The organism is Pseudomonas sp. Marseille-P9899 (genome assembly GCF_903166565.1).
GTDB lineage: Bacteria > Pseudomonadota > Gammaproteobacteria > Pseudomonadales > Pseudomonadaceae > Aquipseudomonas > Aquipseudomonas huaxiensis.
Map to the genome: position 1 here is coordinate 57,915 of NZ_CAESCG010000009.1, position 24,064 is coordinate 81,978.

Annotated in this window: 18 protein-coding genes and 3 tRNA genes; 2 read left to right on the top strand and 19 right to left on the bottom strand. The window is 63.1% G+C overall.

The features are described from left to right. Positions 1-282 precede the first annotated feature (282 nt). From HWV67_RS28195 to leuC, 19 genes are all read right to left on the bottom strand, one after another. Positions 283-359 (bottom strand) — tRNA-Asp (locus HWV67_RS28195). A gap of 99 nt (positions 360-458) precedes the next feature. Beyond that, a tRNA-Asp gene (locus HWV67_RS28200) sits at positions 459-535 on the bottom strand. 79 nt (positions 536-614) lie between these two features. Then, positions 615-690: transfer RNA gene (locus tag HWV67_RS28205), tRNA-Val, on the bottom strand. Between the two features lie 198 nt (positions 691-888). Then, positions 889-1,662: an SDR family oxidoreductase gene (locus HWV67_RS28210; protein WP_110972188.1), complete on the bottom strand. Its 774-nt coding sequence runs from the start codon at positions 1,660-1,662 to the stop codon at positions 889-891. Further along, positions 1,659-2,870, bottom strand: a complete 1,212-nt coding sequence (locus HWV67_RS28215; protein WP_175653613.1) for an O-succinylhomoserine sulfhydrylase — start codon at positions 2,868-2,870, stop codon at positions 1,659-1,661. The genes HWV67_RS28210 and HWV67_RS28215 overlap by 4 nt, the downstream gene beginning before the upstream one ends. A 16-nt stretch (positions 2,871-2,886) precedes the next feature. Next, a complete protein-coding gene (gene purF / locus HWV67_RS28220) occupies positions 2,887-4,392 on the bottom strand; it encodes an amidophosphoribosyltransferase (RefSeq protein ID WP_095155651.1) in 1,506 nt (501 codons plus the stop codon). A 41-nt stretch (positions 4,393-4,433) separates the two neighbouring features. Then, positions 4,434-4,988, bottom strand: coding sequence for a CvpA family protein (locus HWV67_RS28225; protein ID WP_095155650.1), 555 nt, complete (start codon positions 4,986-4,988; stop codon positions 4,434-4,436). Positions 4,989-5,086: 98 nt separating this feature from the next. Then, positions 5,087-5,764 carry an SPOR domain-containing protein gene (locus HWV67_RS28230; RefSeq protein WP_175653614.1) on the bottom strand — a complete coding sequence of 226 codons (678 nt, stop codon included), beginning with the start codon at positions 5,762-5,764 and terminating at the stop codon, positions 5,087-5,089. Continuing rightward, complete coding sequence (folC, locus tag HWV67_RS28235) at positions 5,748-7,055, bottom strand: bifunctional tetrahydrofolate synthase/dihydrofolate synthase (RefSeq protein WP_175653615.1); 1,308 nt, start codon at positions 7,053-7,055, stop codon at positions 5,748-5,750. Before folC ends, HWV67_RS28230 begins: the two co-directional genes overlap by 17 nt. After that, complete coding sequence (accD, locus tag HWV67_RS28240; protein ID WP_095155647.1) at positions 7,052-7,972, bottom strand: acetyl-CoA carboxylase, carboxyltransferase subunit beta; 921 nt, start codon at positions 7,970-7,972, stop codon at positions 7,052-7,054. The genes folC and accD overlap by 4 nt, the downstream gene beginning before the upstream one ends. Before the next feature lie 275 nt (positions 7,973-8,247). Beyond that, positions 8,248-8,868 carry a phosphoribosylanthranilate isomerase gene (locus HWV67_RS28245; RefSeq protein WP_175653616.1) on the bottom strand — a complete coding sequence of 207 codons (621 nt, stop codon included), beginning with the start codon at positions 8,866-8,868 and terminating at the stop codon, positions 8,248-8,250. A gap of 38 nt (positions 8,869-8,906) precedes the next feature. Next, positions 8,907-9,749 carry a tRNA pseudouridine(38-40) synthase TruA gene (truA, locus tag HWV67_RS28250; protein ID WP_095155726.1) on the bottom strand — a complete coding sequence of 281 codons (843 nt, stop codon included), beginning with the start codon at positions 9,747-9,749 and terminating at the stop codon, positions 8,907-8,909. Between the two features lie 120 nt (positions 9,750-9,869). Then, positions 9,870-12,902: a FimV/HubP family polar landmark protein gene (locus HWV67_RS28255; protein WP_175653617.1), complete on the bottom strand. Its 3,033-nt coding sequence runs from the start codon at positions 12,900-12,902 to the stop codon at positions 9,870-9,872. Positions 12,903-13,213: 311 nt separating this feature from the next. Next, complete coding sequence (locus HWV67_RS28260; protein ID WP_175653618.1) at positions 13,214-14,224, bottom strand: aspartate-semialdehyde dehydrogenase; 1,011 nt, start codon at positions 14,222-14,224, stop codon at positions 13,214-13,216. A gap of 218 nt (positions 14,225-14,442) precedes the next feature. Next, entirely contained in the window at positions 14,443-15,555 is a 1,113-nt protein-coding gene (asd, locus tag HWV67_RS28265; RefSeq protein ID WP_095155643.1) for an aspartate-semialdehyde dehydrogenase, read from the bottom strand. Positions 15,556-15,622: 67 nt separating this feature from the next. After that, positions 15,623-16,705 (bottom strand): 3-isopropylmalate dehydrogenase, encoded by a 1,083-nt coding sequence (gene leuB / locus HWV67_RS28270; RefSeq protein ID WP_095155642.1) that lies wholly within the window; start codon positions 16,703-16,705, stop codon positions 15,623-15,625. Between the two features lie 63 nt (positions 16,706-16,768). Beyond that, positions 16,769-17,533 carry a methyltransferase domain-containing protein gene (locus HWV67_RS28275; RefSeq protein WP_175653619.1) on the bottom strand — a complete coding sequence of 255 codons (765 nt, stop codon included), beginning with the start codon at positions 17,531-17,533 and terminating at the stop codon, positions 16,769-16,771. Between the two features lie 53 nt (positions 17,534-17,586). Then, positions 17,587-18,234 carry a 3-isopropylmalate dehydratase small subunit gene (gene leuD / locus HWV67_RS28280; protein WP_175653620.1) on the bottom strand — a complete coding sequence of 216 codons (648 nt, stop codon included), beginning with the start codon at positions 18,232-18,234 and terminating at the stop codon, positions 17,587-17,589. Continuing rightward, positions 18,231-19,664, bottom strand: coding sequence for a 3-isopropylmalate dehydratase large subunit (gene leuC / locus HWV67_RS28285; protein ID WP_175653621.1), 1,434 nt, complete (start codon positions 19,662-19,664; stop codon positions 18,231-18,233). Before leuC ends, leuD begins: the two co-directional genes overlap by 4 nt. A 130-nt stretch (positions 19,665-19,794) precedes the next feature. Here leuC and HWV67_RS28290 point away from each other — a divergent pair, with 130 nt between their 5' ends. Together HWV67_RS28290 and HWV67_RS28295 are read left to right on the top strand one after the other, a co-directional pair. Then, on the top strand, positions 19,795-20,673 hold the full coding sequence (locus HWV67_RS28290; RefSeq protein ID WP_110972200.1) for a LysR family transcriptional regulator: 879 nt from the start codon (positions 19,795-19,797) through the stop codon (positions 20,671-20,673). Between the two features lie 62 nt (positions 20,674-20,735). Continuing rightward, positions 20,736-24,029, top strand: coding sequence for a PAS domain S-box protein (locus HWV67_RS28295; protein WP_175653622.1), 3,294 nt, complete (start codon positions 20,736-20,738; stop codon positions 24,027-24,029). Positions 24,030-24,064 lie beyond the last annotated feature (35 nt).

Below are 24,064 nucleotides of genomic sequence, written 5' to 3' on the forward strand. Positions count from 1 at the left end.
CCTGTTTTCAGAAGAGAATACAGTTGAGATTCACACGCCATACACCACTCAGTTCCGATGGGTTCGTAGGAAACATCCTGTACATCACTGAGGCTTACGGAACCAACATCACACATCATGCGGCGCGCTAAGAGCGCTGGCGTTACGAAGGAAGGCGTCGCGGCGCTCACTTTCATCAGGCGGTATTCGCGCCACAGAAAATGAAACGACAGAAACGAAAAAAGCGACCCTAAGGTCGCTTTCTTCGTTGCTTCGAGGAGTTCAAGGGCCTCGAGGCGAGTATGGCGCAGCGGACGGGACTCGAACCCGCGACCCCCGGCGTGACAGGCCGGTATTCTAACCGACTGAACTACCGCTGCGTATCTCACAGACTTTCGTCCGTTTGAAACTGGGATCTGGCCTGAAGGCTTCGAGACCTTCGGACCTCAAACCGGTCGTTAAACCGATCTGGAGAAAAATGGCGCAGCGGACGGGACTCGAACCCGCGACCCCCGGCGTGACAGGCCGGTATTCTAACCGACTGAACTACCGCTGCGCAGTGTGGACTTGCGTCCTGTTCCTCTCTGGTAGATCGCTTCTTTCGAATCGACCCGGGCCAGGAACATCTCAGGAAGTGGTGGGTGATGACGGGATCGAACCGCCGACCCTCTGCTTGTAAGGCAGATGCTCTCCCGGCTGAGCTAATCACCCAATTCGTAACCTGTGTTGCCTTGTTACGTTTGCTTCGCTGAGGCCGCGAAATTTACGCAGGTGCCGAACCTAAGTCAATACCCCCATTGAAGTTTTTTTCAAAAAAGGCATTTTCAGCTTCAAGCTGGGAGCTGTAAGAGAACAGCAAAAGCAAAACACACCGCGTACCTCTTGCCGCTTGCAGCTCAAAACTTGCAGCTAGCAATAAATCATTTTCTTGGTCATACCGCCGTCGACGACGAACTCCTGACCAGTGATGAACCCCGCGTTCTTCGACAACAGCCACGAGACCATCGACGCCACATCTTCCACGGTCCCTACCCGGCCCGCCGGATGTTGCGCATGGTCGGCCTCGCTCAACGGTTCGGCACGGCGCACGGAAGGATCACGGGCATCGATCCAGCCAGGGCTGACGGCGTTGACGCGAATCTCCGGGCCCAGGCTCATGGCCAGCGCATGGGTCAGCGCCAACAATCCGCCCTTGCTCGCGGCATAGGCCTCGGTATCGGGTTCGGACTGGCCCGCGCGGGTCGACACCAGATTGACGATGGCCCCGCAATGAGCACGCAGGTACGGCGCACAGTGCTTGGCCAGCAACATCGGGCCGCCCAGGTTGACCGCCAGGACGCGATTCCAGTGATGGAGGCTGAGGCTTTCGAGGGTGGTGTTGTGCGGATCGGCGATCGCCGCGTTGCACACCAGTGCATCGAGGCGGCCGAACTGGCCGAGTACTTCGGCAACGCCGACGGTGACCTGGTTTTCGTCGGCGACATCCATGCCGACGAACCAGGCATTGTCGCCCAGCACCTTGGCGACCTTGGCCCCGCGCACGCGGTCAAGGTCGGTCAGGACGACCTGCCAGCCTTCGGCGATCAACCACGCGGCGATACCCAGGCCGATGCCGCGAGCGGCACCGGTGACCAGCGCCACGCGGCCATTATGGCTGCTCTCGGCAACCGACCAGTCGATCACAGTGCAGCCAGTCCACGGGCGAGGTCGGCCTTGAGGTCGGCCACGTCTTCCAGACCCACGGCGACACGGATCAGGCTGTCGCGGATACCGGCGGCCTCACGTTCCTGCGGCGACAGGCGGCCGTGGGAGGTGGTGGCCGGGTGGGTGATGGTGGTCTTGCTGTCACCGAGGTTGGCGGTGATCGAGATCAACCGGGTAGCGTCGATGAAGCGCCATGCACCCGCCTTGCCGTCCTTGACCTCGAAGCTCACTACCGCGCCGAAGCCGGTCATCTGGCGCTTGGCCAGTTCGTGCTGCGGATGGCTTTCCAGCCCGGCGTAATGAACCTTCTCGATGCCGTCCTGCTGCTCCAGCCACTCGGCCAGGGCCTGGGCGTTGGCGCAGTGGGCGCGCATGCGCAGGCTCAGGGTTTCGAGACCCTTGAGGAAGATCCAGGCGTTGAACGGACTCAGCGACGGACCCGCGGTGCGCAGGAAGCCCACCACTTCTTTCATCTGCTCGCTGCGACCGGCAACCACGCCGCCCATGCAACGGCCCTGGCCGTCGATGAACTTGGTCGCCGAGTGCACGACGATGTCCGCGCCCAGCTTCAACGGCTGTTGCAGCGCCGGGGTGCTGAAGCAGTTGTCCACCACCAGCATGGCGCCCTTGGCGTGAGCGACCTCGGCCAACGCGGCGATATCCACCAGTTCGGCCAGCGGGTTGGACGGCGACTCGACGAACAGCAACTTGGTGTTCGCCTTGATCGCCTGTTCCCAGGCAGACAGGTCCGCCAGCGGCACGTAGTCGACCTGCACGCCGAAGCGCTTGAAGTACTTCTCGAACAGGCTGATGGTCGAACCGAACACGCTCTGCGAGACCAGCACATGGTCGCCGGCGCTGCACAGCGCCATTACCGTGGACAGGATCGCGGCCATGCCGGTGGAGGTGGCGACCGCCTGCTCGGCGCTTTCCAGAGCGGCGATGCGCTCCTCGAAGGCCCGGACGGTCGGGTTGGTGTAACGCGAATAGACGTTGCCTGGAACCTCGCCGGCGAACCGCGCCGCGGCATCGGCCGCGGTACGGAACACGTAGCTGGAGGTGAAGAACAGCGGATCGCTGTGCTCACCTTCCGGCGTGCGATGCTGGCCGGCGCGTACCGCCAGCGTATCGAAAGCGACCCCTTCGAGGTCGCTGTCCAGGCGCCCGGCATCCCATTCCTGTGTCATGCCGTTGCTCCCTATATCAGTTGTTGTAGAGGTCGATGATCGCGCTGACCGCCTGGGTCTTGACCTTGGCCAGGTCGTTGCGGGCCTGCTCGATCTTGTCCAGGTAGGCCTGGTCGACGTCGCCGGTGACGTACTGGCCGTCGAATACCGCGCAGTCGAAGTGCTCGATCTTGATCTTGCCGCCGCCAACCGCTTCGATCAGGTCAGGCAGGTCCTGGTAGACCAGCCAGTCGGCGCCGATCAGGTCGGCGACATCCTGGGTGCTGCGGTTGTGAGCGATCAGCTCGTGGGCGCTCGGCATATCGATGCCGTAGACGTTGGGGAAACGCACGGCCGGGGCAGCGGAACAGAAGTAAACGTTCTTCGCGCCGGCTTCGCGGGCCATCTGGATGATCTGCTTGCAGGTGGTGCCGCGCACGATGGAGTCGTCCACCAGCATCACGTTCTTGCCACGGAATTCGAGTTCGATGGCGTTGAGCTTCTGGCGCACGGATTTTTTCCGCGCAGCCTGGCCCGGCATGATGAAGGTACGGCCGATGTAGCGGTTCTTGACGAAGCCTTCGCGGAACTTGACGCCCAGGTGGTTGGCCAGCTCGAGAGCGGCGGTACGGCTGGTGTCGGGAATCGGGATGACCACGTCGATGTCGTGATCCGGACGCTCGCGCTGGATCTTCTCGGCCAGCTTCTCGCCCATGCGCAGACGCGCCTTGTACACCGAGACGCCGTCGATGATCGAGTCAGGACGGGCCAGGTAGACGTGTTCGAAGATGCACGGGGAGAGTTTCGGATTGGTCGCGCACTGACGGGTGTGCAGCTTGCCGTCTTCGGTGATGTACACCGCTTCGCCCGGTGCCAGGTCGCGGATCAGGGTGAAGCCGAGCACGTCCAGGGAGACGCTTTCGGAGGCGATCATGTACTCGACGCCTTCGTCGGTGTGACGCTGGCCGAAAACGATCGGGCGGATGCCGTTCGGGTCGCGGAAGCCGACGATGCCGTAACCGGTGATCATCGCCACTACGGCGTAACCGCCGACGCAACGGTTGTGCACGTCGGTGACCGCGGCGAACACGTCTTCTTCGGTCGGCTGCAGCTTGCCACGTACCGCCAGTTCATGGGCGAAGACGTTGAGCAGGACTTCCGAATCGGAGTTGGTGTTGACGTGACGCAGGTCCGACTCGTAGATCTCCTTGGCCAACTGTTCAACGTTGGTCAGGTTGCCGTTGTGCGCCAGGGTGATGCCGTATGGCGAGTTGACGTAGAACGGCTGGGCCTCGGCCGAGGTCGAGCTGCCCGCCGTTGGATAGCGTACATGGCCAATGCCCATGTGACCGACCAGGCGCTGCATATGGCGCTGCTGGAAGACGTCACGGACAAGACCGTTGTCCTTGCGCAGGAATAACCGGCCATCATGGCTGGTAACAATACCGGCAGCGTCCTGGCCGCGGTGCTGGAGGACCGTTAGCGCGTCATACAGCGCCTGATTGACGTTCGACTTACCGACGATACCGACGATGCCACACATGCGACGCAACCCCTACTTAATGAAACTGGACTGAACAGCACTCAAGGCGTTTTAGGGCCCAGGAGCTGTTCCTTGAACGGGAGATCAGCCGGTGCGCTGATCCCGCTGGCTAGCCACTGGCTGGTCAACCCCAGAATGAGGTTCTTCGACCAGTCAGCCACCAATAGAAATTGGGGCAAGAGCCGCGACTCTTGCCACCACGAATCCTGTTGTACCGGTCCCAGGCTCAGCAGCCCGACCGCTACCACCACCAGCAAGGCTCCCCGCGCGGCGCCAAAGGCCATGCCGAGGAAGCGATCGGTCCCGGACAACCCGGTGACGCGAATCAGTTCGCCGATGAGAAAGTTGATCATTGCCCCCACCAGCAGGGTGGCGACGAAAATAATCGCGCATCCGGCAATCACACGGGCGGAAGGCGTCTGGATATAGCTTTCGAGGTACTGCGACGCGGCGCCCCCGAACATCCAGGCGACGGCGCCAGCGATGATCCAGGTGAGCAGTGACAAGGCTTCCTTGACGAAGCCGCGCTTGAGACTGATCAGCGAAGAGATGGCGACGATCGCGAGAATCGCCCAGTCGACCCAGGTAAATGCCACGGTGCGGCCTGCAAACAGTTGAGGCGGCGCATTTTACCAGAGCGGCGGGCCGGGGGTAAGCGGTGATTTGCCGTCCGGACAGGGCCGGACGGCGGAGTTCAGCTTCGTTCTGGCTGGAAGCGCACCACGAAACCCTTGAGTTTCTGCTGGCGACTGATGACATCACGCAGGCGCTCGGCTTCGGCACGCTCGATCACCGGTCCGACGAAGACCCGGTTCATCCCGTCGGACGAGCGGATATAAGCGTTATAGCCCTGGCTACGCAGGGTTTTCTGCAGGCTGTCGGCGCCGGCGCGGTTGGACAGGCTGGCCAGTTGCACCGACCAGCTGACCGGCAAGCCATTGCCGTCGACCTTGTTGGTCGACGCCGGCGCCTGGGCAGCCGGCTTGGCCGGGGCTGGCGCGGTAGCGACAGTTGGCGCGGGCGTTGCCGCCGGTTTGCTGACCGGAGCCGGCGCCGCTGGCTTGGCCGGGGCTTCCGCCGTGGGTGCCGTGACCGTCACTGTCGAAGGCGCTGGCGCAATCGGCGTGGAAGGCGGCGTCTGCGGCTGGGCCGCGACGCTGCTGTCCGGGATCACCTGCGGCTCAGGAACCTGCACCGGCTCCACCTGAACCTGCGGCAAGGCCGGTACCGCCGGGGCTTCCGGCGCCTCGACACGAACCTGGCGCAACTCGTCTTCCTTGGTGAACAGCATCGGCAGGAAAATCACCGCCAGTGCTACCAGCACCAGCGCACCGACCATCCGTTGCTTGATGACTTTATCCAGCCCCGCCATTGGCCCCTTCCCCCTGGGTCTGCCGGCTCAGCCACTGCAGGGCCTCGCCAACACAGAAAAATGATCCGAACAGCAGGATTTCATCATCCGCCGTCGCCTGCGCGCACTGCCCTTCCAGAGCCTGTGCAACGCTGGAGTAAGACTGCACCGAAGCGCCAAGGTTCTCCAGTGCTGCCTGCAACTGCGCCGCCGAACGGCTGCGCGGTGTGTCCAGGGCGGTGACCGCCCAATGCGCGACCTGACGGGACAGCGGCTGGATCACACCCGGCAGGTCCTTGTCGGCCAGCAGGCCGAACACCGCCAGGCGCTTGCCCGCCACCGGCCGCGAGGCCAGGCGCTCGGCCAGGTATTCTGCGGCATGCGGGTTGTGCCCGACATCCAGCAGGATATTCAACTGCTTGCCCTTCCAGACAAACTGGCGACGGTCGAGACGGCCGACGATACGCGCATCGACCAGCGCCTGGGCGATCTGCCCGGCATCCCACGGCAGGTCGAGCAGCAGGTAGGCCTGCAGGGCCAACGCAGCGTTTTCCATCGGCAAATCGAGCAACGGCAGATCGCGCAGCTCGACCACCTCGCCACGGGCGTCAACGCCCCGCCACTGCCAGTTCTGGTCGGTGTTGGCCAGATCGAAGTCACGGCCGCGCAGGAAGAATGGGCAACTCAGCTCGCGAACCTTGTCCAGCAACGGCTGCGGCGGATTGAGATCACCGCACAGCGCAGCCTTGCCCTGGCGGAAGATGCCGGCTTTCTCGAAGGCTACCGATTCGCGGGTGTCGCCCAGCCAGTCGGCATGGTCGACGCCGATGCTGGTGACCACGGCGAGGTCGGCGTCGATCAGGTTGACCGCATCCAGCCGCCCGCCCAGACCGACTTCCAGGACCACCGCGTCCAGTGCCGCACGGCTGAATAGCCAGAACGCCGCCAGGGTGCCCATTTCGAAGTAGGTCAGGGAGATTTCGCCGCGAGCGGCTTGCACCGCGGCGAAGGCTTCGCAGAGTTGCTCGTCGCTGGCTTCGAGGCCATCGATCTGCACCCGCTCGTTGTAGCGCAAGAGGTGCGGCGAGCTGTAGACGCCGACCTTCAGCCCCTGCGCCTTGAGCAGCGCAGCGATGAAGGCGCAGGTGGAACCCTTGCCATTGGTGCCGGTAACGGTCACCACCCGAGGCGCTGGTTTGCCCAGCCCGAGCCGTGCTGCAACCTGCTGGGAACGTTCAAGGCCCATGTCGATGGCCGACGGGTGCAACTGCTCGAGATAGGCGAGCCAGTCGCCAAGGGTACGTTGGGTCATACGGTGGCAGGCGCCGGTGGCACGACAACCGCGTCCATGGCCGAAGGCACGAACTTCGGCGTCGGCAGGCCCATCATCTGCGCCAGCAGGTTACCCAGGCGCGCACGCAGTTCCTGACGGTGAACGATCATGTCGATGGCGCCGTGCTCCAGCAGGAACTCGCTGCGCTGGAAGCCTTCCGGCAGTTTTTCGCGCACGGTCTGCTCGATGACGCGCGGGCCGGCGAAGCCGATCAGGGCTTTCGGCTCACCGACGATAACGTCGCCGAGCATCGCCAGGCTGGCAGAAACGCCGCCGTAGACCGGGTCGGTCAGGACGGAGATGAACGGGATGCCTTCTTCACGCAGGCGCGCCAGGGCGGCGGAGGTCTTGGCCATCTGCATCAGGGAGATCAGCGCTTCCTGCATGCGCGCACCGCCGGAAGCGGAGAAGCAGACCATCGGGCAGCGGTTTTCCAGCGCGTAGTTGGCGGCGCGAACAAAGCGCTCACCGACGATGGCACCCATCGAGCCGCCCATGAAGGAGAACTCGAAGGCGCTGACCACGATCGGCATGCCCAGCAGGGTACCGCTCATGGAAATCAGGGCGTCTTTTTCGCCGGTCTGCTTCTGTGCAGCGACCAGGCGGTCCTTGTACTTCTTGCCGTCGCGGAATTTCAGGCGGTCGACTGGCTCCAGGTCGGCGCCCAGCTCGTTACGGCCTTCCGGATCGAGGAAGATGTTCAGGCGCGCGCGGGCGCCGATACGCATGTGGTGGTTGCACTTGGGGCAGACGTCCAGGGTCTTTTCCAGTTCCGGGCGATACAGCACGGCTTCGCAGGACGGGCACTTGTGCCACAGACCTTCAGGAACCGAACTCTTCTTCACCTCGGAACGCATGATCGATGGGATCAGTTTGTCTACTAACCAGTTGCTCATGCTTTATTTCTCCAGTAGCGGCGGCCGGCAGGCAATGGGTGCCGGGTCGCGCGTATGCCCTTGAGCTTCAATTCGTGTATGTCGCGAAGATCAGCCGCATCCGGTGGCGCGCATTCAGCGCAAGCCCTTTGGAAGTGCGACTCATCGTCAACCTGTATGGGCGATGCCTACGGCACCGACCGACAATTTCGACCGGCCCGCGGGCCTGGTCAGGCAGCAATAGGCTGCGAAAGCTATGGACGATGCGGCACCGATAGCCGTCACATCGAAGCGCCTCAACCGCGGCGCACCGCATTGATGAACGCTTCGATGCGCGCCGCATCCTTGATGCCCTTGGACTGCTCTACCCCGCCGCTGACGTCCACCGCATACGGCCGGACCTGAGCGATGGCCGCGGCGACGTTGTCCGGGGACAGCCCGCCAGCGAGGATGATCGGCTTGCTCAGGCGATCCGGCACCAGCGACCAGTCGAACGCTTCGCCCGTCCCGCCGGGCACGCCGGCCACGTAGGTGTCGAGGAGAATGCCGCTGGCCTTGGCGTACAGCTTGCAGCTCGCCTCTAGGTCATCACCGGGGCGGACCCGCAGCGCCTTGATCCAGGGACGGTTGTAGCCCTCGCAATCGGCCGGGGTTTCATCGCCGTGGAATTGCAGCAGATCCAGCGGCACGGCTTCGAGGATTTCGCTCAGTTCGCAGCGGCTGGCGTTGACGAACAGGCCCACGGTAGTCACGAACGGCGGCAAGGCGGCGATGATTTCCCGCGCCTGCTGCACGGTCACCGCGCGCGGGCTCTTGGCGTAGAACACCAGGCCAATGGCGTCAGCCCCCGCTTCAGCCGCGGCCAGCGCGTCTTCCACGCGAGTAATACCGCAGATCTTGCTGCGAACGGCAGACATAGCCAGCGAACCTCGACTGAACCCGAAAGTCCCGGATGTTAGCAAATGACCGCCGGGTCGTCAGCCGCCAGTGACTCGAAACCGGTGAGGAAATGCGGACCGATGAAACGCGCGGGCAAGGCGAACTCTTCCGGGTACTCGACCTGCACCAGATACAGGCCGAACGGATGCGCGGTGACGCCGCCAGCACGCCGGTCGAGGCTGGTCAGCACCTGCCCTGCCCACTCCGGCGAACGCTCGCCGGCACCGATGGCCATCAGTACGCCAGCGATGTTGCGCACCATGTGGTGGAGAAACGCGCTGGCACGCAGATCCAGCACGATCATCTTGCCGTGGCGGGTAACGCGCAGGTGGTGGAGGGTCTTGATCGGCGACTTGGCCTGGCATTGGCCGGCGCGGAAGGCGCTGAAATCGTGGGTGCCGACCAATTGAGCGGCGGCTTCGGCCATACGCTCGACATCCAGCGGCCGATGGTTCCAGGTGACCTGATCACCCAGGTGCGCCGGGCGAATATCGTCGTTGTAGATGACGTAGCGGTAGCGCCGCGCACACGCCTTGTAGCGGGCATGGAAATGCGCCGGCATCTCCTTCGCCCAGGAGACGCTGACGTCATGGGGCAGATTGATATTGGCGCCCATGGTCCAGGCCCTGGAGCTGCGCACCGCGCGGGTATCGAAATGCACCACCTGACCGCAGGCGTGCACGCCGGCATCGGTGCGCCCGGCGCAATGCAGCGCCACCGGCGAATCGGCCACCCTCGACAGCGCTTCTTCAAGGGTCTGCTGAACACTCACAGCATTGCTTTGGCGCTGCCAGCCACGATAGCGGGAGCCTTTGTATTCCACGCCCAGGGCGATTCTGAAAAAGCCTTCGGCCGCCATTTCGGCGGCCGAGTTGTCGATGATTTCCAAGAGGATAAAGCCTGTCGATTTACACAATGGCGGGAATTATAACGACAACGGCAGCCACCCGGGCTGCCGTTGGACTTGCGGGGCGGACGGTCAGGCCAGTTTCGAACGCAGCTCGTTGGCTTCGCGGCGCTGGGCCTGGTCACCCTCCTTGTTGACCTCGTCGAGGATGTCGCGGGCGCCGTCATGGTCACCCATGTCGATGTAGGCACGGGCGAGATCAAGCTTGGTCGCCACTTCGTCGGCACCGGACAGGTAGTCGAACTCCGCATCGTCCGGCAACGCCGCTGCATCTTCAGCGGTGAAGTGCGGCTCGAGTGGCGGCTGCTCCAGGCTCTGCGACAGCTTGTCGAGCTCGGCGTTGACGTCATCCAGTTCCGCGGCAAAGTTCTTCGCCGCCGCATCCGACTCGCCCGGCAGGGACAGGTCGAAGTCCTCCGGCAAATCAAGATCCGGCAGGTCGGCTTCCAGGCCCAGGTCGTTGTCGAATGCCGCCAGCTCCGCCTCGATATCCAGCGGTGGCCTGGCTTCAGGCGCAGTCACCGGAGCGTCGTCGGTAACGTCCAGATCGAAGTCGGCCAGATCGTCCGGCTGGGCCGCCAGTGCCTTGTCGGCATCTTCGAACAGGGCGTCGAAGTCCATGTCGTCGAGTGCCGTGGAGGCTACCGACTCGGGTTGCGGCTCTGGCTCAGGTTCTGGTTGTAGCTCGGGTTCTGGTTCTGGCTGCGCCTGCGCTGCGGTGTGCTCCTGCAGCAGGCTGTCGAAGTCCAGGTCGTCCAGCGCCGGGGCAGGCTCGGGCTCGACTTCCACTTCAGGCTGCGCCTGGGCGGCGGTGTGTTCTTGCAGCAGGCTGTCGAAATCCAGGTCGTCCAGCGCTGGAGCAGGCTCGGGCTCGACTTCCACTTCAGGCTGCGCCTGGGCGGCGGTGTGTTCCTGCAGCAGGCTGTCGAAATCCAGGTCATCCAGCGCCGGAGCGACTTCAGGCTCTGGCTCTGGAGCCGCCTGCGCTGCGGTCTGCTCTTGCAGCAGCGTGTCGAAATCCAGGTCGTCCAGATCAGCAACAGGCTCAGGTGCGTCTTGCGGTGCGGGTGCCGGCTGAGCTTCTGGGTTGTCTTGCAGCAGGCTGTCGAAGTCCAGATCGTCGAGGGACGGCTCCGGTGCAGCGGCTTCGCTGGCCTTGACCGCGGCGATATCCGCCGGCGTTTCCAGCTCTAGCCCGTCCAGGTCGTCCAGGCTCAGGTCAAAGGCACTGTCCAGTTCGTCATCACCAGGCAGGTCGTCTTCCGGTTTTGGCTCTTCGGACAGCAGCCCCTGAACAAACTCTTCGTCCAGCGCCGTTGCCGCGACCGCACCGGCAGCGGCCAGTGTGACCATGGCCGGATATTGGCTCTTGAGGCCGTCGACGGCAGCGAGGTTCTGCGGGTTGGCCTGCAACTGCCGCTCCTGGCCGACAAACGCGTCGCGATCACCCTGGCGAGCATAGACGTCCATCAGTTTCAGGCGCAGATCGCTACGCTGTGGCGCCTTCTCCACTGCGGGTTCCAGCAGGTTGGCGGCGTGATTAAGGCGGCCGTTGGCGATGCTCTCATCGACTTCTGCCAGCAGTGGATCGACCACCGGCTCGGCGACCGGCGCCACACGCGGCTCGCTGACTTGTTCGGCTGCAGTCGCGGCGGCAGCGGAGGCTGCGACCACGGCGGGGGCCAGCTTGACGGTCGGCGGCGCCATGTCCAGGCCTTCGAAGCTGCTCGATGGCAGTTCCAGGTCGGGACCGAGTTCGGTTTCCTCGGCCAGCGCGCGCGCCATGCGCAGGTGTTTTTCCGCTTCCTGCTGGGCCTTGCGCTTGCGCGCCATCAGCAACAGGAGCAGCAGCAACGCCAACAGTGCAGAACCTGCAATCAGCGCCAGCAGCAGCGGGTTGCCGAGAATGCTGTCCAGGCCGCTATCGTTGTTTTCCGGGGCGACTTCGCTGGCGGCCGCGTCAGCCGGCGCGGTATCGACCGCAGCGGGTGCCGGTGCTACCACCGGTTCTGCCGGGGCCGGCTGCAACTGGGCGTCGATAACCGGCGCGGTCGCCACCGCCGCTTCTGCCGGAGCAGGAGCCGGAGCTGGCACAGGAATGCCACTCTGGGCTTCGAGGCGGGCCAGTTGGTCGTTTTTCAGTTCGATCAGCCGCTGCAGTTTGTCCAGTTGGCTCTGCAGATCGGTCATGCGACTTTTCAGCTCGTCGCCTTCGCGGCGGCTGGCGTCGAGGTTTTCCTGGGTCGTCGCCAGTTTGTCGCTCAACGCCTTGTCACCGGCAGCACCCTTGCCTGCGGGAGCGACCAGTTTGAGGTTGTCCTGTTCGGCAACACGTGCCGGCGCAGGCTGCGCCGTGTTGCGCCGGGTGGCATCCAGTTGCCGCGCCTGCGGCCCAAGACGACGGCCCTGACGCCAGGCGGCGTACTGCTCGTTGACTTCTTTTACCGCCTGGCCTTGGGGAATGTTCTGGATCTGTTGCTGGTCCGGCATACGCAGGACCTGGCCAGTCTTGAGCTGGTTGATGTTGCCGTTGATGAAGGCATCCGGGTTGAGCGCCTGGATCGCCAGCATGGTCTGGTGCACCGAGCCACCCTGACGCGCCCGCGAGGCGATTTCCCACAAGGTGTCGCGGCGCATGGTGGTGTAGTTGCCCGGCGCGCTGACCGCCGGGGTCACGCCGGCGGCCTTGGCGGCTTCAGGGGAAAACTTGGACGGGTCGATCAGTACGCTGTAGTCGCGCAGCAGACGGCCCTGGGGCCACAGCACCTGGACCAGGAATTTGACCATCGGCTCTGGCAGCGGCTGGCTGGAGGTCACTTTCAGGACACTCTTGCCCGCCGGGTTGATCACCGGGGTGAAGGTCAGGTCATTGAGGAAGGTCTGGCGTGCGACGCCGGCCTTGCTGAATTCTTCTGCCGGCGCCAGGCTCGGCTTGACCTCGGCGGCAGTGAGGTCACGTACATCGAGCAGTTCGATCTCGGCGTCCAACGGCTGGTTCTGCGCCGACTTGAGGGTCAATTCGCCCAACCCGAGGGCATGCGCCATACCGGAAGACAGCGCCGACGCTGCGGCTATTGCTAACACCAGTTTGCGAATTCGAAGCATGACCTCATCCTTTGTTTGAAACTTCCCCGGGCACCGAGAAGAAGTGAAGAACCGCCTTGAGGCTTGGTACCGACATGACCATTGCCATGTTCGAACTGTTGCTAGGCTCTGTATGAAAAACCTTGATACTCGGTGATGCTGCGTTGAAAACAGCCTCGGAATGCTCATTTACAACCCGTAAACTCCGCTTCCTCGGCTGTTTCCGCCTTGCCTGACCTTCGTCTCAAGGCTTTTCATACAGACCCTAAGTGCCGGAGCAAAGTTATTTCCGGCATTTAACGCTCAGTGTGCAAAGTGTCGCCAAGTATCTTTTACACAAGGTCTTTTATCAACAATTCAGCCACCTGTACGGCGTTCAAACCCGCGCCTTTGCGCACGTTATCGGTTGTCAGCCAGAGATTGAGTTGTTGTGCCTCGTCGATACCGCTGCGAACGCGGCCCACATACACCACATCCTGGCCTACTGCATCACCCACCGGCGTCGGATAATCCCCCGCCTCCACCAGTTCGATACTTTCAGCCGCTTCCAGCGCCGCATTCACGGCAGGCAGATCCACCGCCTCGCGCGTGTTCAAGGTCACAGTGTAGCTATCGCCGAAAAACACCGGGACTTGAATGCAGGTCACTGAAATGCTGAGTAAAGGCAGGTCCAGTAATTCGCGCAACTCGCGCACCAGACGACGCTCCAGCAGGCCATGACCTTGCTCGTCGCTGGCACCGACCTGAGGCAGCAGATTGAAGGCTACTTGCCGGTCGAAGAAGCGCGGTTCCAGCGGACGGGCATTGAGCAACTCGGCGGTTTGCCGGGCCAGTTCGCTGACGGCTTCGCGGCCTTGGGCGGAGATGGCCTGGCAGGCGGTGACGTGCACACGTTCCAGGCTGATCAGGTTTTTCAACGGCGCCAGCACCACGGCCAGGGCTACCGCGGCGGAGCTCGGGCTGTGCAATTGCAGCGGTGCTTTCAGGTTGTCCAGCACCTGCGGGTTGGCTTCCGGCACCACGGCCGGGGCTTGATCGGCAGGCAGCGCGCCGGTGAGGTCGATCACCGCGCAACCGGCGGCTTGCGCACGCGGCGCGAAGCTCAGAGTGACGGCCGGGCCGGCAGCGAAAAAGACCAGGCGGACCTTGCTGAAATCGAAGTCATCGACATCGCGGGTACGCAGGTTCTTGCCGCGAAAGGCCACGGAACTGCCGGCCGATTCGTTGCTCGCCAACAGGTACAGAGTGCCCACCGGGAAGTCGCGTTCTTCGAGGATCTGCACAAGGGTTTCACCGACGGTGCCGGTGGCGCCGATGACGGCGATATCGATGGGCTGGGTCATTTGGGGTCTCTCTGGCCGGTTGGGTTGCCGTGCTACCTATCGCGAGCAAGCTCGCGCCTACGAGTTCGCGGAACTTCTGTAGGAGCGAGCTTGCTCGCGAAAGGCTGCAAAAGCAGTCCCGGATTATGCGGGAGCGGCACTTTACTTGGATTCGATCCCACAAAAAACAAAAAACCCGCGCTGTCTCCAGCGCGGGTTTCGACTTTACCGCGAAGCGATCAACGCTCCAGCAGGATCCGCAGCATGCGGCGCAGCGGCTCGGCCGCGCCCCACAGCAGCTGGTCGCCTACGGTGAAGGCGCCCAGGTACTGCGAACCCATGTTCAGCTTGCGCAGACGACCGACCGGGATGTTCAGGGTGCCGGTCACGTTGGTCGGGGTCAGCTCTTGCATGCTGATCTCGCGCTGGTTCGGCACCAGTTTCACCCAAGGGTTGTGCTGGCTGATCATGCCTTCGATGTCGGCGAGCGGCACATCCTTGTTCAGCTTGATGGTCAGCGCCTGGCTGTGGCAACGCATGGCGCCGATGCGCACGCAGATGCCATCGACCGGGATCGGGCTCTTGAAGCGACCGAGGATCTTGTTGGTCTCGGCCTGGGCCTTCCACTCTTCACGGCTCTGGCCGTTCGGCAGTTCCTTGTCGATCCACGGGATCAGGCTGCCGGCCAGCGGTACGCCGAAGTTCTCAGTCGGGTAGCTGTCGCTGCGCATGGCTTCGGCGACCTTGCGGTCGATGTCGAGGATGGCGCTGGCCGGATTGGCCAGTTCATCGGCGACGGCCGCATTGGTAGCGCCCATCTGGCGGATCAGCTCGCGCATGTTCTGCGCGCCGGCGCCGGAAGCCGCTTGATACGTCATGGCGCTCATCCACTCGACCAGGCCGGCTTCGAACAAGCCGCCCAGACCCATCAGCATCAGGCTGACGGTGCAGTTGCCACCGATGTAGTTCTTGGTGCCGGCGTCCAGTTGCTGGTCGATGACCTTGCGGTTGACCGGATCCAGAACGATGACCGCGTCATCCTGCATGCGCAGGGACGAAGCGGCGTCGATCCAGTAACCCTGCCAGCCGGCTTCACGCAGCTTCGGGAAAACCTCGTTGGTGTAGTCGCCACCCTGACAGGTCAGGATCACATCCAGGGTCTTGAGCTCGTCGATGCTGTAGGCATCCTTCAGCGGAGCAATGTCCTTGCCCACTGCCGGGCCTTGGCCACCGACGTTGGAAGTGGTGAAGAACACCGGTTCGATAAGATCGAAATCCTGCTCTTCAAGCATCCGCTGCATGAGCACGGAACCGACCATTCCACGCCAACCGATCAGACCTACACGTTTCATCGCAACTACACCTTCGCTAAAAGTGGGCCGCTGTCTTGGTTGTGATTTCGACAGCGGGCCAGAGAGATTACAGATTCCGCAGCGCTGCGACTACTGCGTCGCCCATTTCCTGCGTTCCCACCTTGCTGCAACCGTCCGACCAGATGTCGCCGGTACGCAGCCCTTGATCCAGCACGAGGCTGACAGCCTTCTCGATCGCCTCGGCGGCGGCCTGCTGGTTGAAGCTGTAACGCAGCATCATCGACACCGAGAGGATGGTCGCCAGCGGGTTGGCGATGCCTTGGCCGGCGATGTCCGGGGCCGAACCGTGGCAAGGCTCGTACATGCCCTTGTTGTCGGCATCCAGCGAGGCCGACGGCAGCATGCCGATGGAGCCGGTGAGCATGGACGCTTCATCCGAGAGGATGTCGCCGAACATGTTGTCGGTGACCATCACGTCGAATTGCTTCGGCGCGCGCACCAGTTGCATGGCGGCGTTGTCGACGTACATGTGGCTCAGTTCGACGTCCGGGTAGTCCTTGGCGACTTCCTCGACCACTTCGCGCCACAGTTGGCTGGACGCCAGCACGTTGGCCTTGTCCACCGAGCAGAGTTTCTTGCCACGCACGCGGGCCATGTCGAAGCCGACACGGGCGATACGGCGGATTTCGCTCTCGCTGTACGGCAGGGTGTCGTAGGACTGGCGCTCGCCGCCTTCCAGCTCGCGGGTGCCACGCGGTGCACCGAAGTAGATGCCGCCGGTCAGTTCGCGAACGATCAGGATGTCCAGGCCGGAAACGATTTCACGCTTGAGCGAGGAGGCATCGGCCAGTTGCGGGTAGAGGATCGCCGGACGCAGGTTGGCGAACAGGCCCAGTTGCGAACGTATCTTCAGCAGGCCGCGCTCAGGACGGATGTCACGCTCGATCTTGTCCCATTTCGGGCCGCCCACGGCGCCCAGCAGCACGGCATCGGCCTTGCGCGCACGCTCCAGGGTTTCGTCGGCCAGCGGCACGCCGTGCTTGTCGATGGCTGCGCCGCCGATCACGTCGTGCTCGAGGCTGAAGCCGAGCTGGAACTTGTCGTTGGCCAGTTCCAGCACCTTGACGGCCTCGGCCATGATTTCCGGACCAATGCCATCACCCGGGAGAATCAGAATCTGCTTGCTCATGCTTTCCTCTATTTCAATTCAAGCGGCGCGCCCACGTGGCGCGCCGGAAAATTCAGTGTGATTTCAGCGCTCGGCCCACAACACCAGGACATCGGTGCTGAAGGAGCCGTCGGCCTCGATCTGGTAATACTGCCGCACTTCTTCGCCCATGGCCTGCTGCAATTGGAGGATGGCGGCGCGCATCGGCTCGGGGGTACGCATCCGCTCGACCCAGGAGGTCCACTCCAGACGCAGGCCCTGGCGGGTGTGACTGCGAACGAACAGCCCGGCCTCGCTGACCTGGCGCAGCCACTCGGCAGCGGAATAATCGCGCACATGGCTGGTATCGCGCAGCACTTCAACGCTTTGCAGGTAGGTGTCCAGCAGCGGGCTGCCCGGCGACATCACATCGATGAAGGCCGCCACGCCGCCCGGCTTGAGTACCCGGCGAACTTCGCGCAGGGCCACGCCCAGGTCGCTCCAGTGGTGCGCCGAGTAACGGCTGAAGACGAAATCGAACGAAGCATCGGCGAACGGCAGGCGTTCGGCGGCACCGCGCTCGGTGACGATATTGCCAAAGCCGCGCTCGGCGGCACTGGCGGCGACCACATCGAGCATCTGCTGCGACAGGTCGTAGGCCACCACTTCGGCGACCAGCGGCGCCACATGGAAACTCACATGGCCGGCGCCGCAACCGAGGTCCAGAACACGGGCGTTTTCATGCCCGGCCAGCGCGGTCTGGAGCAAGGCAAACTCGGTGCCCTGAGCATGTACGGCACTGCTCAGGTAGGCGCTGGCCTGTTCGCCAAACTGGCGCTGGACAACGTCCTTGTGGCTGCTGCTGGTCATCTTCTGTCTCCGAAGGCCGCCATCGCTGGCAAGCCAGCGATAGGGTCAACACATTATTTGGCGTCGCGGAACAACCACGGCTGGCTGGCACGATGTCTGGTTTCAAAGGCCGCAATGGCATCGGCGTCCTGCAGGGTCAGGCCGATATCGTCCAGGCCGTTGAGCAGGCAGTGCTTGCGGAACGCATCGATCTCGAAGCCGAGCACTTTGCCATCCGGACGGGTGACGGTCTGTGCCTGCAGGTCGATGCTCAGTTGATAACCCGGATCAGCTTCAACTTGCTTGAACAGCTCATCGACTTCTTCGTCGCTGAGGATGATCGGCAACAGGCCGTTCTTGAAGCTGTTGTTGAAGAAGATGTCGGCGTAGCTCGGCGCGATGATGCTGCGGAAACCGTACTCTTCCAGCGCCCACGGGGCGTGCTCGCGGCTCGAACCGCAACCGAAGTTTTCGCGGGCCAGCAACACGCTGGCACCTTGATAGCGGTCGTGGTTGAGGACGAAGTCGCGGTTGACCGGACGCTTGCTGTTGTCCTGGTACGGCTGGCCGACATCCAGGTAACGCCATTCGTCGAACAGGTTCGGACCGAAACCGGTGCGCTTGATCGACTTCAGGAATTGCTTGGGAATGATCTGGTCGGTGTCGACGTTGGCACGGTCGAGCGGAGCGACAAGGCCGGTGTGTTGGGTAAAGGCTTTCATGCTGCGCTCCCTTGGATCAACTCGCGTACATCGATGAAACGGCCGGTGACGGCGGCGGCGGCGGCCATGGCCGGGCTCACCAGGTGGGTACGACCACCGGCGCCCTGACGGCCTTCGAAGTTCCGGTTGGAGGTGGACGCGCAATGCTCGCCGCTCTCCAGGCGGTCCGGGTTCATCGCCAGGCACATCGAGCAGCCCGGTTCACGCCATTCGAAGCCGGCTTCGAGGAAGATCTTGTCCAGACCTTCGCGCTCGGCCTGCGCTTTCACCAGGCCAGAGCCCGGCACCACGATGGCCTGCTTGATGGTCGCGGCGACCTTGCGGCCCTTGGCGATTTCTGCGGCGGCGCGCAGGTCTTCGATGCGCGAGTTGGTGCAGGAACCGATAAAGACGCGGTCGAGCTGGATGTCGGTGATCGCCTGGTTGGCGTTCAAGCCCATGTACTTCAAGGCGCGCTCGATGGAGCCACGCTTGACCAGATCGCTCTCGGCAGCCGGATCCGGCACGCGCTGATCGACGGCCAGCACCATTTCCGGCGAGGTGCCCCAGCTGACCTGTGGCTTGATTTCGGCGGCGTCCAGTTCAACCACGGTGTCGAACACGGCGTCGGCGTCGGAGACCAGGTCTTTCCAGGTTTCCACCGCCAGATCCCACTGCTCGCCTTTCGGCGCGTATGGGCGGCCCTTGACGTAGTCGACGGTCTTGGCGTCGGTGGCCACCAGGCCAACGCGGGCGCCGGCTTCGATGGACATGTTGCAGATGGTCATGCGGCCTTCGACGGACAGGTCGCGGATCGCGCTGCCGGCGAACTCCATGGCATGGCCGTTGCCGCCGGCGGTGCCGATCTTGCCGATCACGACGAGAACGATGTCCTTGGCGGTCACGCCGAACTGCAACTGGCCTTCGACGCGCACCAGCATGTTCTTCATTTTCTTGGCGACCAGGCACTGGGTGGCCAGCACGTGCTCCACTTCGGAGGTACCGATGCCGTGGGCCAATGCGCCGAACGCGCCGTGGGTCGAGGTGTGCGAGTCACCGCAGACCACAGTCATACCAGGCAAGGTGGCGCCCTGCTCCGGGCTGATGACGTGGACGATGCCCTGACGCACATCATTCATCTTGAATTCGGTGATGCCATACTCGTCACAGTTTTCATCGAGGGTCTGCACCTGCAGACGCGACACCTGGTCAGCGATGGCCTCGATCCCGCCCTTGCGCTCAGGCGTGGTCGGTACGTTGTGGTCCGGGGTGGCGATGTTGGCATCGATACGCCAAGGTTTGCGATCTGCCAGACGCAGGCCTTCGAAGGCTTGCGGCGAGGTCACTTCATGGATGATGTGACGGTCGATATAGATCAGCGCCGAACCATCGTCGCGCTGTTTGACCAAATGCGAATCCCAGAGCTTGTCGTAGAGCGTTTTGCCGGCCATCAGGCTTTCCTCATCAGCGTCTTTCTATGCCAATAACCACTTGGCTTGTACGGCTGATGCTATGGCGTTAGATTGAATAACTCAAATTCATAATTTTTATGCTTTGGATTACCAAAGGGAATCTGAAAACGTGGATCTGGCAAACCTCAATGCTTTTATCGCCATCGCCGAGACTGGTAGCTTCTCCGGGGCCGGAGAACGGCTGCACCTGACCCAGCCCGCCATCAGCAAACGCATCGCCGGCCTCGAACAACAACTCGACGTACGGTTGTTTGATCGCCTCGGCCGCGAGGTCAGTCTGACCGAGGCCGGACGCGCCCTGTTGCCGCGCGCCTATCAGATTCTCAACGTGCTGGACGACACCCGTCGCGCCCTGACCAACCTCACCGGCGAAGTCAGCGGCCGACTGACTCTGGCCACCAGCCATCACATCGGCCTGCATCGCTTGCCGCCCTTGTTGCGGACGTTCACCCGGCAATATCCGGCCGTCGCCCTGGACATCCAGTTCCTCGATTCGGAAGTAGCCTACGAAGAAATCCTCCATGGTCGCGCTGAAATCGCCGTCATTACCCTGGCGCCAGAACCTCACAGCCTGGTCCGCGCCGTGTCGGTGTGGGATGACCCGCTGGATTTCGTGGTGGCGCCGGAGCATCCGCTGGCCTGCAAAGACGTGGTCAGCCTCGCCGATATCGCCCACCACCCGGCGGTTTTTCCCGGCGGAAACACCTTTACCCACCATATCGTCCAGCGTTTGTTCGAAGCACAAGGGCTGGTGCCGAACATCGCCATGAGCACCAACTATCTGGAAACCATAAAGATGATGGTTTCCATCGGCCTCGCCTGGAGTGTTCTGCCGCGAACAATGCTCGATGAGCAGGTAGTTCCCGTCACTCTTCCGGGCATTCAGCTGTCTCGCCAGCTAGGCTACATTCTGCACACGGAACGAACGTTATCGAACGCAGCCAGAGCCTTTATGGCACTGCTCGACAGCCAAGCGAGACAACCCTGAGGCCGCCGGTAGCCCTGGAAGGCCTGTACCAAGGAAGCGTATCCGCCAAAGGTCTGGTATCGATGTCCAAATCACACCGTTTTCCACACCTGCCGCGCATCCACGCGGCGGATCCCCAGGAGTCCGAGCAGACCTGGGAAAATGCACCGCAATTGCTGGCTGCCCTCAATGGCGCTCGCCTCGGTGCCTGGTTCTGGGATGTCGAGACCGGCAAGATCAGTTGGTCCCGGGGCACCCAGGCTCTGTTCGGCTACGATCCGGACGTGCCGCTGCCCCAGGACCTGGACTACCTCGACCTGCTGCCCGCCGAAGACCGCGCCCGCACCCTGCAGGCGTTTCATTCGGTGCTGGCCGGCGAACCGCTGGAACAGGCGATGCGCCACCGCATCCGCTGGCCCGACGGCAGCCTGCACTGGCTGGAAATCAACGGCAGCCTGAGCAAGGACAAGAGCGGCCGACCGCAGATGATCGGCGTCATCCGCGAAATCACCCGCCAGCGCGAACGCGAGGCGGCGCTGATCAACTCGGAAAAGCGCTTTGCCACGCTGTTCCAGCTCAGCCCCAACGTGGTGCTGCTGAGCCGTCGGTCCGACGGGCTGATTCACGAGGTCAACCAGCATTTCGAGAAAACCCTGGGCTGGCCGGCGCAGGAGGTCATCGGCAAGACCACCATCGAGCTGGGCCTGTGGGCCCATGCCCCGCAGCGTTACCAGGTGCTGGAGGCAACCCGCGACAACAATGGCCCGGTGATTCTCGAGGTGCAGTTTTGCTCCAGCAGCGGGCAGATTCACGACGGTATTCTCTGTACCCAGACCATCGAGCTGGAGGGCGTGGCCTACCTGCTCAGCACCTTTATCGATACCAGCGAGCGCAAACGCGCCGAACAAGCCCTCAAGGACAGCCAGGAACGCCTGGACCTGGCCCTCGACTCGGCGCAACTGGGCACCTGGGACTGGCATATCCCCAGCGGCATGCTCTATGGCTCGGCCCGCGCCGCGCAGTTGCACGGGCTGGACCCGGTGCCGTTCCATGAGTCCTTCGACGCATTTTTCGACGGCGTGCCGGAGTCCGACCGCAGCAGCATGCGCCAGGCCTACCGCAGCCTGCGCGAAGGGCCGGCGGGCAATTATCAGATCACATACCGCATCCAGTTGGAAAACGGCAGCTCGCGCTTCCTCGAAAGCCGCGCCCGCCTGTACCGCGACGAGCATGGCAACCCGCTGCGCATGGCCGGCACCTTGCTGGACATCACTGATCAGGTTGAGCGTGAGCAGCGCCTGATCAGTTCGGAAGAGAAATTCGCCGGACTGTTCCAGGTCAGCCCCGATCCGATTTGCGTCACCCGCCAGGACAGCGGCCAGTTCATCGAGGTCAACCCGGCCTTCACCCAGACCTTCGGCTGGACCGCCGAACAGGTGCTGGGGCGCAATGCCGCGGAAATCGGCCTGTGGGCCGAGTCGGCCGAGCGCGCCAAACGGATCGAACAGGTGATCCGCGACCAGGCGCTGAACAATGTCGCCGTGGTGGTCAACCACAAGGACGGCCATCCGCTGACCTGCGTGATCTCCAGCCGCCTGATCAAGGTGGAGGAGCAGACCTGCAGCGTCACCACCCTGCGCGACATCACCCAGCAACAGCGCGCCGAAGCGGCGCTCAAGGCCAGTGAAGAGAAATTCGCCAAGGCGTTTCATTCCAGCCCTGACGCCATCACCATCAGCGAGCGCGACACGGGACGCTATGTCGAAGTCAACGACGGTTTCTGCCGGCTGACCGGCTACAGCGCCAGCGAAGTGCTCGGGCGCAGTGCCCACGAAGTTGGCGTCTGGGCCGATGACAAACAGCACACGATGCTGGTGGCCGAAGTGCAGGAGCGCGGCCGGGTCAATCACCGCGAGATGCTCGGGCGCAGCAAGCGCGGCGAGCTGCTGACCCTGGAAGTCTCGGTCGAGCCGATTACCCTCAATGAAACCGACTGCCTGCTGCTGACCGCTCGCGACGTCAGCCAGTTAAAGAACGCCCAGGCCCAGATCCGCCACCTGGCCTATCACGACCCCCTGACCAACCTGCCCAACCGCGCATTGCTGATGGACCGCCTGAGCCAGCAGATTGCCTTGCTCAAACGCCACAACCTGCGCGGCGCGCTGCTGTTCCTCGACCTCGACCACTTCAAGCACATCAACGATTCGCTGGGTCACCCAGTGGGCGACACGGTATTGAAGATCATCACCGCGCGCCTCGAAGCCAGCGTGCGCATGGAAGACACCGTGGCGCGCCTTGGCGGCGACGAATTCGTGGTGCTGCTCAGCGGCCTGGAAGGCAGCCGCGAGGAAGTCACGGACAAGGTGCGCGAACTGGCCGACACCCTGCGCGAACTGCTCGCCGAACCGATGTCGCTGGACGGTCAGCGCCTGCAAGTGACCCCGAGCATCGGCGTAGCGCTGATTCCCGACCATGGTTCGACCCCGGCCGACCTGCTCAAGCGTGCCGACATTGCGCTGTACCGGGCCAAAGACTCCGGCCGCAACACCACGCAACTGTTCCATACCACCATGCAGAAGGCGGCCAGCGAGCGCCTGCGCATGGAAAGCGACCTGCGCATGGCGCTAACCCGCGGCGAGCTGGCGCTGCATTTCCAGCCCCAGGTGGATGCCCGCGACAACCGCATCGTCGGCGCCGAAGTGCTGCTGCGCTGGCACCATCCGCTGCTCGGCCAACAACAGCCCAGCCAGTTCATCCAGGTGCTGGAAGAAAGCGGCATGATCCTCGAAGTCGGCAACTGGATCCTCGATGAAGCCTGCGACGCCTGCTCACGCATGCTCCAGGACCGCCTGATCGATGCCGAGGATTTCAGCCTGTGCGTGAACATCAGCCCGCGGCAGTTCCGTCAGAACGACTTCGTCGAGCGGGTCCGCCGCAGCCTCGACGACTATCGCCTGCCCTACCACATGCTCAAGCTGGAGATCACCGAAGGCATCGTCATCCAGAACCTGGAAGACACCATCAGCAAGATGCGTGAGCTGAAAGCGCTGGGGGTGAGCTTCGCCATGGACGACTTCGGCACCGGCTATTCCTCGCTGACGTACCTCAAGCGCCTGCCGGTGGATACGCTGAAGATCGACCAGTCGTTTGTGCGCGATGCGCCGGTGGACTCCAACGACGCGGAAATCGTCCGCGCCATTGTCGCCATGGCCCGTAGCCTGGAGCTGACGGTGATCGCCGAAGGGGTGGAGTTGTCCGAGCAACTGGACTTTCTGCTGCGCCAGGGCTGCTTCCTGTATCAGGGCTACCTGCACAGCCGGCCGCTGCCCCTCAGCGCGTTTCGCGCGATGCTGCTGGAAACGCCGGCGGACTACTGATTTTCCGGTTTTCTCGCAGCCACAAAAAAGGGCGC

Excerpts from the sequence above, each read along its gene's own strand:
- HWV67_RS28215 (WP_175653613.1), bottom strand. The coding sequence starts at position 2,870 with ATGACACAGGAATGGGATGCCGGGCGCCTGGACAGCGACCTCGAAGGG.
- purF (WP_095155651.1), bottom strand. The coding sequence starts at position 4,392 with ATGTGTGGCATCGTCGGTATCGTCGGTAAGTCGAACGTCAATCAGGCG.
- HWV67_RS28230 (WP_175653614.1), bottom strand. The coding sequence starts at position 5,764 with ATGGCGGGGCTGGATAAAGTCATCAAGCAACGGATGGTCGGTGCGCTG.
- folC (WP_175653615.1), bottom strand. The coding sequence starts at position 7,055 with ATGACCCAACGTACCCTTGGCGACTGGCTCGCCTATCTCGAGCAGTTG.
- accD (WP_095155647.1), bottom strand. The coding sequence starts at position 7,972 with ATGAGCAACTGGTTAGTAGACAAACTGATCCCATCGATCATGCGTTCC.
- HWV67_RS28245 (WP_175653616.1), bottom strand. The coding sequence starts at position 8,868 with ATGTCTGCCGTTCGCAGCAAGATCTGCGGTATTACTCGCGTGGAAGAC.
- truA (WP_095155726.1), bottom strand. The coding sequence starts at position 9,749 with ATGGCGGCCGAAGGCTTTTTCAGAATCGCCCTGGGCGTGGAATACAAA.
- HWV67_RS28255 (WP_175653617.1), bottom strand. The coding sequence starts at position 12,902 with ATGCTTCGAATTCGCAAACTGGTGTTAGCAATAGCCGCAGCGTCGGCG.
- HWV67_RS28260 (WP_175653618.1), bottom strand. The coding sequence starts at position 14,224 with ATGACCCAGCCCATCGATATCGCCGTCATCGGCGCCACCGGCACCGTC.
- asd (WP_095155643.1), bottom strand. The coding sequence starts at position 15,555 with ATGAAACGTGTAGGTCTGATCGGTTGGCGTGGAATGGTCGGTTCCGTG.
- leuB (WP_095155642.1), bottom strand. The coding sequence starts at position 16,705 with ATGAGCAAGCAGATTCTGATTCTCCCGGGTGATGGCATTGGTCCGGAA.
- HWV67_RS28275 (WP_175653619.1), bottom strand. The coding sequence starts at position 17,533 with ATGACCAGCAGCAGCCACAAGGACGTTGTCCAGCGCCAGTTTGGCGAA.
- leuD (WP_175653620.1), bottom strand. The coding sequence starts at position 18,234 with ATGAAAGCCTTTACCCAACACACCGGCCTTGTCGCTCCGCTCGACCGT.
- leuC (WP_175653621.1), bottom strand. The coding sequence starts at position 19,664 with ATGGCCGGCAAAACGCTCTACGACAAGCTCTGGGATTCGCATTTGGTC.
- HWV67_RS28295 (WP_175653622.1), top strand. The coding sequence starts at position 20,736 with ATGTCCAAATCACACCGTTTTCCACACCTGCCGCGCATCCACGCGGCG.